This window comes from Curtobacterium sp. MCSS17_008 (assembly GCF_003234185.1).
In the GTDB taxonomy this organism is placed as follows: Bacteria; Actinomycetota; Actinomycetes; order Actinomycetales; family Microbacteriaceae; genus Curtobacterium.
The window spans coordinates 146,638-160,354 of record NZ_QKSM01000001.1 but is presented as its reverse complement, the minus strand read 5'-3'; the positions used below and the strand labels follow the sequence as shown (position 1 = coordinate 160,354).

11 protein-coding genes are annotated in these 13,717 nt (G+C 69.8%); 5 read left to right on the top strand and 6 right to left on the bottom strand.

Annotation, left to right across the window (positions count from 1 at the left end; all coding sequences use genetic code 11):
* Nucleotides 1–31: 31 nt before the first annotated feature.
* On the top strand, nucleotides 32–463 hold the full coding sequence (locus DEJ23_RS00710; protein WP_111238362.1) for a DUF3093 domain-containing protein: 432 nt from the start codon (nucleotides 32–34) through the stop codon (nucleotides 461–463).
* A 257-nt stretch (nucleotides 464–720) separates the two neighbouring features.
* Here the strand turns inward: DEJ23_RS00710 and DEJ23_RS00705 are convergent, their stop codons facing one another.
* Nucleotides 721–1,020: a DUF4193 domain-containing protein gene (locus tag DEJ23_RS00705; RefSeq protein WP_031272446.1), complete on the bottom strand. Its 300-nt coding sequence runs from the start codon at nucleotides 1,018–1,020 to the stop codon at nucleotides 721–723.
* 259 nt (nucleotides 1,021–1,279) lie between these two features.
* Here DEJ23_RS00705 and sepH point away from each other — a divergent pair, with 259 nt between their 5' ends.
* The gene (gene sepH, locus DEJ23_RS00700) at nucleotides 1,280–2,290 is read left to right on the top strand and encodes a septation protein SepH (RefSeq protein WP_220034167.1); all 1,011 of its coding nucleotides are present in this window, start codon (nucleotides 1,280–1,282) and stop codon (nucleotides 2,288–2,290) included.
* Between the two features lie 91 nt (nucleotides 2,291–2,381).
* Here sepH and DEJ23_RS00695 read toward each other — a convergent pair whose 3' ends face one another.
* Entirely contained in the window at nucleotides 2,382–3,548 is a 1,167-nt protein-coding gene (locus tag DEJ23_RS00695) for an alkaline phosphatase family protein (protein ID WP_181429053.1), read from the bottom strand.
* A 25-nt stretch (nucleotides 3,549–3,573) separates the two neighbouring features.
* Between DEJ23_RS00695 and DEJ23_RS00690 the strand changes: the two genes are divergently transcribed.
* Entirely contained in the window at nucleotides 3,574–6,060 is a 2,487-nt protein-coding gene (locus DEJ23_RS00690; protein WP_111238703.1) for a DNA topoisomerase (ATP-hydrolyzing) subunit A, read from the top strand.
* A 144-nt stretch (nucleotides 6,061–6,204) separates the two neighbouring features.
* A complete protein-coding gene (locus DEJ23_RS15320) occupies nucleotides 6,205–7,422 on the top strand; it encodes a hypothetical protein (protein ID WP_146240160.1) in 1,218 nt (405 codons plus the stop codon).
* 175 nt (nucleotides 7,423–7,597) lie between these two features.
* On the opposite strand, the gene DEJ23_RS00685 is transcribed toward DEJ23_RS15320, so the two are convergent.
* Entirely contained in the window at nucleotides 7,598–9,715 is a 2,118-nt protein-coding gene (locus DEJ23_RS00685) for a type IIA DNA topoisomerase subunit B (protein ID WP_111238360.1), read from the bottom strand.
* A 177-nt stretch (nucleotides 9,716–9,892) separates the two neighbouring features.
* Here DEJ23_RS00685 and DEJ23_RS00680 point away from each other — a divergent pair, with 177 nt between their 5' ends.
* The gene (locus tag DEJ23_RS00680; protein WP_111238359.1) at nucleotides 9,893–10,117 is read left to right on the top strand and encodes a hypothetical protein; all 225 of its coding nucleotides are present in this window, start codon (nucleotides 9,893–9,895) and stop codon (nucleotides 10,115–10,117) included.
* Between the two features lie 71 nt (nucleotides 10,118–10,188).
* Here DEJ23_RS00680 and DEJ23_RS00675 read toward each other — a convergent pair whose 3' ends face one another.
* From DEJ23_RS00675 to DEJ23_RS00665, 3 genes are read right to left on the bottom strand one after another with little or no spacing between them, the layout of a single operon-like run.
* Nucleotides 10,189–10,962: a type 1 glutamine amidotransferase gene (locus DEJ23_RS00675; RefSeq protein WP_111238358.1), complete on the bottom strand. Its 774-nt coding sequence runs from the start codon at nucleotides 10,960–10,962 to the stop codon at nucleotides 10,189–10,191.
* A complete protein-coding gene (locus DEJ23_RS00670) occupies nucleotides 10,959–12,218 on the bottom strand; it encodes a MurT ligase domain-containing protein (protein ID WP_111238357.1) in 1,260 nt (419 codons plus the stop codon). Before DEJ23_RS00670 ends, DEJ23_RS00675 begins: the two co-directional genes overlap by 4 nt.
* A gap of 4 nt (nucleotides 12,219–12,222) precedes the next feature.
* A complete protein-coding gene (locus DEJ23_RS00665) occupies nucleotides 12,223–13,530 on the bottom strand; it encodes an RNA polymerase sigma factor (protein ID WP_111238356.1) in 1,308 nt (435 codons plus the stop codon).
* Nucleotides 13,531–13,717: the final 187 nt, after the last annotated feature.

Genomic DNA, 13,717 nt, shown 5'->3' with positions numbered 1-13,717 from the left:
GACCTCTTCCGAATCGTGGTGGGATGGAGGGGTGACCGTGTACCGCGAACGACTCTGGGCTCCGCCCGCCCTCTACCTGGCGACGGCGCTCGTCATCCCCGCGAGCCTGCTCGTGTTCCTGCCGATCAGCGTCCTGGCCGGCGTGCTCGTGGCGATCGGCATGTACCTCGGTGTGGTCGTGCTGCTCTGGGCGCTCGCCCCGACGGTCGAGGTCACCGACACCGAGTTCCGCGCCGGCAAGGCGCACCTGCCCCGGTCGCTCGTCGGCGAGGTCGTGGCCTACCAGGGCGCCGAGGCGACGACGCAGCGCGGTCCGGCGCTCGACGCTCGCGCCTGGACGCTCTTCCGCGGGTACGTGCGCGGCGTCGTGCGCGTGGAGGTCGCCGACCCGGCGGACCCCACGCCCTACTGGCTCGTGAGCGCGCGGGACCCCCAGGCCGTGGTGGACGCCCTGCGCTCCTGACGCCGGGTCGCGTGGTCGCGGCTGCGCGGCCGGGAGGCGCGACTCGCCTCCCGGCCCCGCCGTTCCTTCCCAGAACGGCTGCGGTGCAAGGCACTTCCGGGCGTACCTGGTCGTCCTGGGACACCAGGTACGCCCGATCCCGCCGGGTACGCCCGATCCCGCCCGGCACGCGAGCACCCGCCGCACGCGCCGCACGCGTCGCGCACGAAGAACGGCCCGCCACCCGCGAGGGGTGACGGGCCGTTCGTGGCACGTGCTCAGAGCGCGGCGCACTCCGCGCACACGGGGCCGAGCTTCGACTCGTGGTCGAGCTGCGAGCGGTGCTTCACCAGGAAGCACTCGACGCAGGTGAACTCGTCGACCTGCGGCGGCAGCACGACGACGTCGAGGTCGACGTCGCTGAGGTCCTGTCCGGCGAGCTCGAAGCTGCCGGGGTTGTCGGAATCATCGTCGACGACCCCCGACATCTTGTCGGGCACGCGCTCCTTGAGGGCCTCGATCGACTCCGAGTCAGAGGAGTCGTCGGTCTTCCTGGGGGCGTCGTAATCGGTGGCCATGCCCATCCGTTTCTCGTGTCGAGAGGTCGTCGCCGGTGATCGGCGGCGACAGTTTGCACCACGACCCGCGAGAGCGCAAACCGAACGCCGTGCGGGATCGTCAGGCCCTGCAACCGGCCACCGGACCCGGACATTCCCGGGGTGCGGGAGTGCGCGGCACGCCCGTGTGCCTCCGCCGGTTCGGGCGCACACGGCTGCATACTCCTGAAGGTACGAGCACGACCGTACGCAACGCTCGGGAGGCGCAACCATGCAAGACGTGAGAGTCATCGGAGTCGAGTCCGGGGCGCTCCTGCTCGCGACCGACGGCGGCACCGAGTTCCGGTTGCCGGTCACCGCGTCGCTGTCGAGCCAGGTGCGCCAGGCCAACCCCGACGCCGGCCCGCAGAAGCGCGTGTCGCCGAAGGACGTCCAGGCGCGCATCCGCGGCGGTGCCGACGCCGCCGACGTGGCCGCCGCGCTCGACGTCGACGTCGAGTACGTCCGCCGCTTCGAGGGACCGGTGCTCGCCGAACGGGCGTTCGTCCTCGACGCCGCCCGCCGCGTCCCGGTGACCCCGACCGACGCCGAGGCCCCCGACACGTTCGGTGCGGCCATCGAGGCCAAGCTCGAGTCCGGCGAGGCCACCTCGGTCGCGTGGGCCTCGTGGAAGAACGCCGAGCAGGGCTGGCAGGTCCGCGTCCGCTACACGGCGTCGGAGGTCGAGCACGACGCCCAGTGGCTGTTCGACCCGAAGACGTCGACGCTGACGCCGGACAACGGCGATGCGCACCGGCTCTCCCACACCGACGACGAGGGCATCGCTCCTCGGCTTCGGGCGGTCGAGAACGACCACCAGGACACCGACGGCACCCGCTTCGACTCGGGGGCGTTCCGCGTCGAGCAGCCCGCCGAGGACGCGGAGGAGCCCGAGGTCCCGGAGCGCCCGCTCCGGGCACCGCTCCCCCGCATCGGCGCGGCACCGGTCGAGGAACGTGCCCCCGGCAACGAGACCGCGGACCTGCTCGAGGCCCTCCGCCGTCGCCGCGGTGAGCGCGAGGCCGCGTCCTTCACCGAGCAGCAGGACGAGCCACGCGGCACCTCGATCAGCGTCGTGGACGTCCCGCTGCAGGGCTACGACGCCTCGCCGGCCTCCGCCCCGGAGCGCGACGGCCGCCCGGCATCGGCACCCGAGTCCGAGGGGCGTGCGGACCGGAAGAAGCGCAACCGCCGGTCGATGCCGAGCTGGGACGAGATCGTCTTCGGCACGCGCCCGGAGGACCCCGCCTGACCCCTCCTCCACAACGGCTCCCCGTTCGGGAGGCCCGGTGCAGCCCCGCCACGCCCGTCGCGTCGCGGGGCTGCTCCCGTCGTGGCGGAGGTCAGCTCGCGAAGGCGCCGGCGAGCCGGAGTGGCACGAAGACCTCGTCGTCGGTCATGGCGCCGTGCTGGCCGATCATCCGCCGCGGCTCCTTGCGGGGGTCGAGGTCACGGTCGTCGTTGAACGCCCACGAACCCCGCGCCACGACGACGACGTCCCCGATGCGGGGCAGCACGCGCGCGTCGACGGCACCGAACCAGCCGGCCGCGACGGCCTCGTCGCGGCTGGCCACGTACGCCTTCTTGCCGTAGCGGGCGCGCCAGGCCTCGACGAGCGCCGGCACGTCCGTGCCCGGGCGGACGGCGAGCTGCCGGCAGCGCGGGTCACCGGCGATCCCCACGACGTCGACCAGCAACGCCGGGTCCATCGCGATGTTCGCATCGGCGGGCACGTCGAGCACGCCGTGGTCGGCGGTCACGAGGACCCCCACGTCCGGCGCGCTCCGGTCCGCGAGCCGTGCGAGCTCGCCGTCGAGCAGCTCGAGCGCCGCGGTCCAGCGGTCGGACTCCCACCCGTGCTTGTGCCCGATCGAGTCGAGCTCCGGGACGTAGAGGTAGACGAGCGAGCGGCCGGCGGCGGTCGCGGCCAGCGCCGCGTCGACCCGCTGCGGGATGGTGTCGGCGGAGGCGTACCGCGCACCGCCGAGCACGTTCGCGGTCATGCCCGACGACGCGTACCGCGCGGGGCCGACGACGACGGGGTCGACGCCGAGCGCGGTCGCCTCGGTGAACACGGTGCTCGCGAGCAGCCAGCCGGTGGGCACCTCGGAGTCCCACCCGCTCAGCAGGTTGACGACCCGCTCGCCGTCGGGCTCCCAACCGCTGTACCCGACCACGCCGTGCGTGCCCGGGGCACGGCCGGTCGTCAGGGTGCTCAGCGCGGCGGCGGTCGTCGTCGGGAAGCCGCTCCGCAGGCGCTTGAGCGTGCCGCCGCCCTTGGCGGCGGTGAGCCATCGCGCGTGCCCGGCCCGGGCGGCCAGCGCGGACGAGCCCAGGCCGTCGACCAGCACGACGACCACCGAGCGCGCGGGACGGAGGGTGATCCGCGCCTCCCGTCCGGTGGCGCGGAGCCACGTGTCGTCGGCGGCGCCGAGCGCGACGAGGCAACTGGGCAGCACGTCGGCGAGGTTCGCGGTGGCGTCGGGGGCGCTCGGTACGCTGGGGGGCACCCCACGATCCTCCCAGAAAGGTCCCATGGCACGCACGGAAGCAGTCGGCCTGCCCGACGGTGAGCGCATCGAGGACGTCGACGTCTCCGAGGAGATGCAGGGCTCGTTCCTCGAGTACGCCTACTCCGTCATCTACTCGCGGGCACTGCCGGACGCGCGCGACGGTCTCAAGCCGGTGCAGCGACGCATCCTGTACCAGATGGCCGAGATGGGGCTGCGGCCGGACCGCGGGCACGTGAAGAGCGCCCGCGTCACGGGCGAGGTCATGGGCAAGCTGCACCCGCACGGCGACGGGGCGATCTACGACGCCCTCGTGCGCATGGCGCAGCCGTTCACGATGCGTGTGCCGCTGGTCGACGGCCACGGGAACTTCGGCTCGCTCGACGACGGCCCCGCGGCCGCCCGGTACACCGAGGCCCGGCTCGCCGAGCCCTCGATGGCCATGACCGAGGGCCTGAACGAGGACGTCGTCGACTTCGTCCCGAACTACGACAACCAGATCATGCAGCCGGGCGTGCTGCCGGCGGCGTTCCCGAACCTGCTCGTCAACGGCGCGTCCGGCATCGCCGTCGGCATGGCGACGAACATGGCGCCGCATAACCTCGGCGAGGTCGTCGAGGCCGCGAAGCACCTGCTCCTCCACCCCGGGGCCTCGCTCGAGGAGCTCATGGAGTTCGTGCCGGGGCCGGACCTGCCGTCCGGCGGCACGATCGTCGGGCTCTCCGGCGTGCGCGACGCCTACGCCACCGGCCGCGGGTCGTTCCGCACGCGGGCGAAGGTGAGCGTCGAGAACCTCACGCCGCGCAAGGTCGGTCTCGTCGTCACCGAGCTGCCGTACCTGGTCGGACCCGAACGCGTGATCGAGAAGATCAAGGACGGCGTCCAGTCGAAGAAGCTCGTCGGCATCTCCGACGTCAACGACCTCACCGACCGGAACCACGGCCTGCGGCTCGTGATCGGCATCAAGTCCGGCTTCAACCCCACCGCCGTGCTCGAACAGCTCTACAAGCACACCCCGCTCGAGGACGGCTTCGGCATCAACAACGTCGCGCTCGTCGACGGCTCCCCGCGGACCCTCGGTCTGCGTGAGCTGCTCGACGTGTACGTGCGGCACCGTCTCTCCGTCGTCACCCGTCGGTCCGAGTACCGGCTCGCCCGCCGTCGTGAGCGGCTGCACCTGGTCGAGGGGCTGCTCATCGCCATCCTCGACATCGACGAGGTCATCGAGGTCATCCGGTCCTCCGACGACTCCGAAGCCGCGCGCACCCGCTTGCAGGACGTGTTCGACCTGTCCGAGGTGCAGGCCGAGTACATCCTCGAGCTGCGACTGCGCCGCCTGACGAAGTTCTCGCGCCTGGAGCTCGAGGGCGAGCGCGACCAGCTCCTCGCGGACATCGCCGCGCTCGAGGAGCTCCTGGCCTCCGACGCGCGGCTCCGCGCCCAGGTCGCGCAGGAGCTCACCGAGGTGTCCGACCGCTTCGCGACGCCGCGCCGCACGCTGCTCACCGAGGCCGATGCTCCTGTGCGCGGCGGCCGTAAGGCCGCGGTCGACCCCGAGTCGCTGCAGATCGCCGACGCCCCGTGCCGTGTGCTGCTGTCGACCACTGGACGGCTCGTGCGGGTGGACATCCCGGACACCGACCTCGGCATCGTCCGGGTGCCGAAGCGGTCCAAGCACGACGCCGTCCGCTCGACCGTCGTGTCGACCGTCCGGGGCCAGGTCGGGGCACTCACCTCGACCGGTCGGGTGCTGCGGTTCTCCCCCGTCGACGTGCCCGCCGTGCCGCCCGCGTCGGTGCGTCTCGACGCCGGTGTCCGTGTGTCGGACTACCTCGGCATCGCGCGGACGGAGAGCGTCGTGGCCCTCGTCGACCTGTCGCCGACCGCACCCGACTCGCTCGCGATCGGCACCGCCCAGGGCACCGTCAAGCGCGTGACCACCGGGGCGTGGCCCGACAAGGACGAGTTCGTCGCGATCGGGCTCAAGCCGAAGGACACCGTCGTCGGTGCGGCCCAGGCGCCCGAGTCGGACGACCTGGTGTTCATCACCTCGAACGCGCAGCTGCTGCGGTTCCCGGCGTCCGGCGTGCGCCCCCAGGGGCTTCCCGCCGGCGGCGTCGCGGGCGTCTCCCTGTCGTCGGGCTCGACCGTGATCTGGTTCGGGTCGGTCGCCCGGTCGGACGACGCCGTGGTCGCCACCGTGTCGACGTCCTCGGGCGCGCTGCCCGGGACGGACGCCGGGCGGGCCAAGGTGTCGGCACTGTCGGAGTTCCCGGCGAAGGGCCGGGCGACGCAGGGCGTCCGCGCGCACGCGTTCCTGAAGGGTGAGGACGGGCTGACCGTGGCGTGGGCCGGCATCGCGCCGCCGCACGCCGTCGGGTCCGACGGTGCCGCGAGGACGCTGCCGGACTGGCTGTCCAAGCGTGATGGGTCGGGTGCACCGCTCGAGGCCGTCATCGGCTCAATCGGCGGGAGCGCGGCAGCGCTGGACGGGACCGCGGGCGAGGCGTAGCGCAAAGCGTTCTCGCTGCTATAACTCGAGCGTTGGATAGACCGAAGCAGCAACGCGAAGACCGTGGAAGACGTCCGGCGAGCTTGACGCGTATGCGATAGCGAGCGGTGTTGCTATCCGAAGAGTTGTGATTTAATCGAGAACGTGACCGACGATGCGCTCGTTTCCCCGAATTCGATAGCAGCTAAGGGAGCAGAAGGGCCGCGTGAGGACCAACGTCCCATCGGCGCGGACAGCGTGCCCGCAATGCCTCAACGGCAATTCGCCGTTGGCTGCCTGCCGATTGAGTTCAGCACTCCTCGGCCAGCTACAGAGTGGCCGAAAGTGGTTGAACGCGAGTTGTACGCGATTTCGGCAGTATCGAACGTAAGCGTCACTGGGCAGTTCGATTGGCTGTCACCAGGCCAACCCCCATCGGCGCTCGCGGAAGAATTGAGCAAGCGCGACAACGAGAGAGAAGAGTTCTGGCCCGAGCCGATGTTTGGGCGCGTTGCCTTCGACGTGGTAGTACCGCTGAGGCTGCAATCCGATCTAACCTGGGATGGAACCACTGCGGAGCATGAGTCTTTCCGCGTGGTCACGATGTATGGCTATGAGGGCCCCTGCACCTTCATCAGCCTCTTGAATACAGATGGTGAAATAACGACGGCTGACTCGACAAATTCCGTCGCCGTCGTTCATTCGTTCATTTCAAAGGAGCTTGAGAAGAATAAATCAGGTCTCCGCATGGCCCGCGTGGGTCCGAGCCCGTTCCACATCGACGCCACGCTCACGGCGATGGAGCTCGATAAACCATTCCACGTAGAGGAACTCGGCCGTCGCGGTTACCGACGACTCGACTTCCGCTACGACCGCTCAACATTCGACTCCATCGATGATGCCGAGCGCGCCCTACAACGTAGCATTGCAGGCGAACTCGCGCTCTTCTACTTCCTGATCCGGGTTCGTAATCGACGAACGGATCGCGCTCATTCTCTGCTCGACGCAACCAACGAACTTGTCGCCGCACAACAGCGCACCGGCATCGTCGCTTGGCTCAAGCGGGTCTTCTTCAGTGCAAGTAAGACGCGGCGCCTTGGCCTCGAAGTGCTAAGCGCCAAACTCCTTGCAACATCTGAAGCAGACACCGCAGCCCGCCGAATTGAGCAGGAGCAGGCTCAGACCGTGAGTCTGAGTGCCTTTACTTCCGAGCTTGCGGAAGCGTCTGCGGACGACACCTCTCCGGTAGTTGAAAACGCTGAACAAGTTGTGGCATTTTCGGAGAAATTCCGCTCCGCAGAATTCGAGGTGTCAGTAGTGGCTACATCCACGATACTTGGCGCAGTTGCGGGGGCCATCGTAGCCCTGGTCGTCCCCAACTAGGGACGACGGACGGAGCCAGTACACCGCCCCGGACATCGACCTAGCTGTCACGACGCGCGATCTCTGTGTGAGAACAACGAGTCAGCCCACAATGCCAATGTAGGGGTGAAGGCGGCCCGGACAACAATAAGTGGCGCGCCGTGCCATGGTGTGCACGCGCCGCGCGGGGCGGCGGCTACGCGTCGATGCGGTCGCGGTCCAGGCCCTCGCCCGCCAGGATGAACTCCTTGCGCGGCGCGACGTCGTTGCCCATGAGCAGTTCGAACACCTTCGCGGCGCTCTCGGCGTCCGTGACGTTCACCCGCCGCAGTGTGCGGTGCGCCCGGTCCATCGTGGTCTCGGCGAGCTGGTCCGCGTCCATCTCCCCCAGGCCCTTGTACCGCTGGATCGGCTCCTGGTACTTCTTGCCCTGCTTCGCGAGCTTCTTCAGCACCGCCTGCAGTTCGGCCTCGGAGTAGGTGTAGAGCGTGTCGTTCGGTTTGCCGCGGTTCACCACGACGACGCGGTGCAGCGGCGGCACGGCGGCGAACACCCGGCCCTGCTCGATCATGGGTCGCATGTACCGGAAGAACAGCGTGAGCAGCAGCGTGCGGATGTGCGCGCCGTCGACGTCGGCGTCAGACATGATGATGACCTTGCCGTAGCGGGCCTGGTCGATCTCGAACGAGCGACCCGAGCCGGCGCCGATGACCTGGATGATCGAGGCGCACTCGGCGTTGGACAGCATGTCCGACACCGAGGCCTTCTGGACGTTGAGGATCTTGCCGCGGATCGGCAGCAGCGCCTGGTACTCGCTGTTCCGCGCGAGCTTCGCGGTGCCGAGCGCCGAGTCACCCTCGACGATGAAGAGTTCGGTGCCCTCGGCGTCCTGCTTGCGGCAGTCGGCGAGCTTCGTCGGGAGGGAGGAGTTCTCGAGCGCGTTCTTCCGGCGCTGGGTCTCCTTGTGCGCACGGGCCGAGATGCGCGTCTTCATCTCGGCGACGACCTTCTCGAGCAACGTCGCGGCCTGGGCCTTCTCGGTGCGCTGGGTCGACGTCAGGATCTCGGTGAGGCGCTTGGAGACCACCTGGTCGACGATCTTCCGGACGGCGGGCGTGCCCAGGACCTCCTTCGTCTGACCCTCGAACTGCGGCTCGGGCAGGCGGACGGTGAGCACGGCCGTCAGGCCGGCGAGCACGTCGTCCTTCTCGAGCTTGTCCTGCCCGACCTTGAGCTTGCGGGCGTTCGCCTCGACCTGGGTGCGGACGGCCTTCACGAGCCCGGCCTCGAAGCCGGTCAGGTGCGTTCCGCCCTTCGGCGTCGCGATGATGTTCACGAAGCTGCGCTCGACGGTCTCGTACCCGCTGCCCCAGCGGAGCGCGATGTCGACCTGGCACTCGCGCTCGACCGACGTGGACACCATGTGCCCCTTGTCGTCGAGCATCGGCACCGTCTCGGTGAACGTCCCCGTGCCCTCGATGCGCCAGACGTCGGTGACGGCGGTGTCGACCGCCAGGTGCTCGACGAACTCGCTGATGCCGCCCTCGTACCGGAAGCGCTCCACGACGGGACCGGTGGCGACGGTGGTGCCCGTCGCCTCGGCTCGCTGGGCCGCGGCCTCGATCGACGAGGGGCGGGCGTCGGTGATCGTGATGCCGAGCCCCGGCACCAGGAACGCGGTCTGCCGCGCACGACTCACCAGGTCGCTCGTGCTGAACTTCGCGTCCGAGGTGAAGATCTGCCGGTCCGCCCAGTACCGGATGCGCGAACCGGTCACGCCGCGCTTCACCTTGCCGACGACGCGGAGCTCGCTGCCGGACGTGAACGGCGTGAAGGGAGCGTCGGGGCCGTCTCCGGCGAACGTCCCCGGCTCGCCGCGGCGGAAGGACATGGCGTAGGTCTTGCCGCCGCGGTCGACCTCGACGTCGAGGCGCTCGGACAGCGCGTTGACCACCGAGGCGCCGACGCCGTGCAGTCCACCGGATGCCGCGTACGACCCGGAGCCGAACTTGCCGCCGGCGTGCAGCTTGGTGAAGACGACCTCGACCCCGGTCAGCCCGGTCTTCGGCTCGACGTCGACGGGGATGCCGCGGGCGGTGTCACGGACCTCGACGGAACCGTCCTCGTGCAGGACCACACCGATCTCGTCACCGTGTCCGGCCAGGGCTTCGTCGACGGAGTTGTCGATGATCTCCCACAGGCAGTGCATGAGCCCGCGGGAGTCCGTGGAGCCGATGTACATGCCCGGTCGCTTCCGGACCGCCTCGAGTCCCTCGAGGACGGAGAGATGGCGTGCGGAGTAGTCGGAGCTCACCTGCCGATGGTACCGACGGGCACCGACACCCCGACCCCGCAGGAGCGGCGCGCCTCGGACTGGGGACAGCCGCTCCGCGCTCAGCGAAACAGGCCGCCCGCGATGCACGACTCCCAGCCACCTCGTGTTCAAATGGGTGTCCACCCGCACCACCTGCGATCCGTGAGGAGCACAGCAATGACCCAGACCGTGCACGACCTCTCCATCGACGAAACCAGCAGCCACCAGCTCACCGCTGCTGACCGCTGCGACAGCTGCGGAGCGCAGGCGTACATCCGCGCCACCATGGCGAGCGGGGAGCTCTACTTCTGCGCCCACCACGGCGCCGAGTTCAAGGACAAGCTCGCCGCCACCGCGCTCGAGTGGCACGACGAGAGCAGCCGACTCCACGAGTCGAAGTAGTCGTCACCGACAGACGGACGGGAGGCGCGGTGCCAGCTGGTACCGCGCCTCCCGTCCGTCTGTCGCTTGCGCTAGGCGATGCGCTTGAACGCCTTGTCGACGTACCGGTCGATGGTCGCGCGCGCCTCGCGCGCGTACCGGTCGATGGTCGCCGTGCGCTCGGTGTCCGGCGCGTAGTCGCGGCCGAGCCGAGCGGTGGACGCTGCGAGCACCGCGTCCGTGAGCTGCGGGTTGAGGGGCAGGATCGGTCCCTGCGTGTGCGTCCCGAAGGACGTGCCGTCGACCGCGCCCTCGACCGGGGCGCCTGCCTGGTTGCCACCACCGGACACGACGTCGCCGAAGGGCTCGACGCCCGGGCCCAGCTCGATCCGGGTGGCGTGGTCCTCGAAACCGGCGACGCGTGTCGGCGCACCGGGGAGCAACGGGTAGCGGGTGTCGAGCACGAAGTAGTTGACCCGGCGCTCGGCACCGCGGACGGCCCGGGCGTCGAACACGCCGAAGCCCGCCACCGGCGACCCCTCGGTGGGCACGACCTCGTTCGTGGCGAGGTCGAAGCCGCCGCCGACCGCCAGCACCGGCACACCGGCGGTGGCGAGGTCACGGAGCGCCGACCCGACACGGGTGACGTCCGCACCGAGCGAGCGCATCGCGCTGAGCGGCCCGTTGCCGACGACGACCACGTCGGCCGTGGTGGGCAGGGGGTCGCCCGGGGCGTACTCGACCACCTCGGTCGCGATGTCCGCGGCCTCGGCGCGACGCACCAGGGCCACGACGTTGCCCCGGTCGCCCGAGACACCCATCTGACGCGGGTAGACGTGCAGGATGGTCAGCCGGTCGGCCGTCATGCGGTCTTCTCCATGTCCCCGTGGCCGAGGGCCTTGCGGGCGATCATCATGATCTCGTAGTTGACGATGAAGTTCTTCGTCCCCGACGTCGTCGCGCCGAGCTGCTCCATGTGCCTGATCGCGGCCTCGACGTCGGGCTCGACACGTCCGATGCGGACACCGGCGTGCTCAAGCGCGATCGCGATCTGCCACGCCTTGTCACCCGACACGACGTCCACGTGGTCGAGCTTGGAGAAGTCGATGTCGTACATCCACGAGATGTCCGGCGTGCCCTCGTCGATCGCCATGAGGACCTGCTCGGGGTGGTCCGGCAGGGCGTCGAGGTTGAGCTGCAGGCTGGCGGCGTTCTTGAACATCGTGAACTCCGCGGACTCGCCGGCGATGGGCAGTCGCTCACCGCGGCCGTACGCCGGCTTCATCGTGCCGAAGGCCTTCGTCACGGCGTCCGTGCGGAACTGGGCACCGAGCGCGGCGCTGGCCGTGGCCGTCGCAGCCGCGGCGTCGACGGCGTAGTGCAGGCCGCGCGCCGGCAGGCGCACGGGGACGTCCACGCCGTCGAAGCGGATCGTCGCACCGTCACCGGTGTTCGCGACGACCTCGGACTCGGCCGCGTTCGGTTCGCCGGCGCTCCGGTCGAAGTCGTCGGCGTTCTGCAGCCCGTTCGGCGCAGCGGCGACGACCTCGGCGCTCGCGCCGAAGCGGAGCACCCGCTGGCCCGGGCGGGCCGTGTACGCGTCGAGGAACTGGTCGTCACGGTTCGTGATGACGTTCGCCGTGGACAGCGCCGCGGTGTCGAGCATCATCGTCGCCACGCGCTCGGTCTCGAAGAACCGGTACAGCTGGTCGACCTGCACGTTGAGCATCGTCACCGTGGACGGCGACAGGATGCCGGCGAGCTCGACTGCGAAGGCCTCGTCGACCTCGAGGATGCCGATGTCCGCCTTGAGCTTGCCGGTCAGCGACACCTCGGACAGGAGCGCCGACGCGATGCCCTGCGGCAGGTTCGCACCGGAGGGGTTCGTGAAGACGCGGAGCCCGTGCGCCCGGACGATGTCCGAGATCATGTGCGTCGTCGTCGACTTGCCGTTCGAGCCGAGCACGAAGACGACACCGTTCGGGAACTGCTTCGTCACGTGCTGCAGGAAGTCCGGCACGAGCTTGAGGACGATGTAGCCCGGGTAGGCGGACCCACCGCCCCGCGCGCGGGCGAGGACGCGGAGGATCCGCCCGACCAGGATCGGGATGAGGAAGCGCATCGGCCTACTCGAGGTAGTCGCGGAGCGACTGCGACCGGGACGGGTGGCGGAGCTTCGCCATCGTCTTCGACTCGATCTGGCGGATGCGCTCACGCGTCACGCCGAACGTGTCACCGATCTGGTCGAGGGTCTTCGGCTGGCCGTCACCGAGACCGAACCGCATGCGGATCACGCCCGCCTCGCGCTCGGACAGGGAGTCGAGCAGGCTCTCGAGCTGCTTCTGCAGCATCGTGAAGCCCACCGCGTCGGCCGGCACGACCGCCTCGGTGTCCTCGATCAGGTCGCCGAACTCGGAGTCGCCGTCCTCGCCCAGGGGGGTGTGGAGGGAGATCGGCTCGCGACCGTACTTCTGCACCTCGACGACCTTCTCCGGCGTCATGTCGAGCTCGCGGGCGAGCTCTTCCGGAGTGGGCTCGCGCCCGAGGTCCTGCAGCATCTGCCGCTGCACGCGGGCCAGCTTGTTGATGACCTCGACCATGTGCACCGGGATGCGGATGGTGCGCGCCTGGTCGGCCATCGCGCGGGTGATCGCCTGACGGATCCACCACGTGGCGTACGTCGAGAACTTGAAGCCCTTGGTGTAGTCGAACTTCTCGACCGCACGGATGAGACCGAGGTTGCCCTCCTGGATCAGGTCCAGGAACTGCATGCCGCGGCCGGTGTAGCGCTTGGCGAGCGAGACGACGAGACGGAGGTTCGCGCCGAGCAGGTGCGACTTCGCGCGCTGACCGTCACGGGCCACCCAGCGGAGCTCGCGCTCCTCGGGCTTCGACAGGCCCGTCGAGTGCTGCAGCTTGTCCTCGGCGAACAGGCCGGCCTCGATCCGCATCGCGAGCTCGACCTCCTGCTCGGCGTTGAGGAGCGCGACCTTGCCGATCTGCTTCAGGTAGTCCTTGACCGGGTCGGCGGTGGCGCCGGTGATCGTCGTCGAGTAGACCGGCGCCTCGTCGTCGTCCGACTGCGAGATGACGAGCGCACCAGCGGCGACCGCAGCGGCGGCGGCGGGCTTGGCGTCCTTGTCCTCGGCCTCGGTCTCCTCGGCGTCGCCGTCGGCATCGTCGGCGGTGTCGACCGCGTCGTCCGTGGGCTCGACGACCTCGTCGTCTTCCTCGTCGTCGTCGGCGGCCTTCTTCTTCGCGCGCGTGGCCGTCTTCTTCGGTGCGGCCTTCGCAGCGGCCTTCTTCGTGGCGGTGGTCTTGGTGGCGCGCTTCTTCGGCGCGGCCTTCCCCTCGGCCGCGTCGGCGTCGTCCGCCGCGACGGCCTCGGGCTCGGTGTCCTTCGTGGGATCGATCGTCGTGCTCCGGGCAGCCATGCGATCACCTCTCTCGTCGTGCCACGTTCGTGGGGTCGTGGCCTCCCTCGCCGCCCAGGGCCAGCGCCGCAGTCCCCCGCGTCGTCAGGTCCTACCGTTCCGGGCAGCATGAGGACCCATGTCAAGTCCCCCGACTTCCGCGACGCATCGAGGCGACGTGGACGTGAGGGGCCCGAACGGGTCCGTC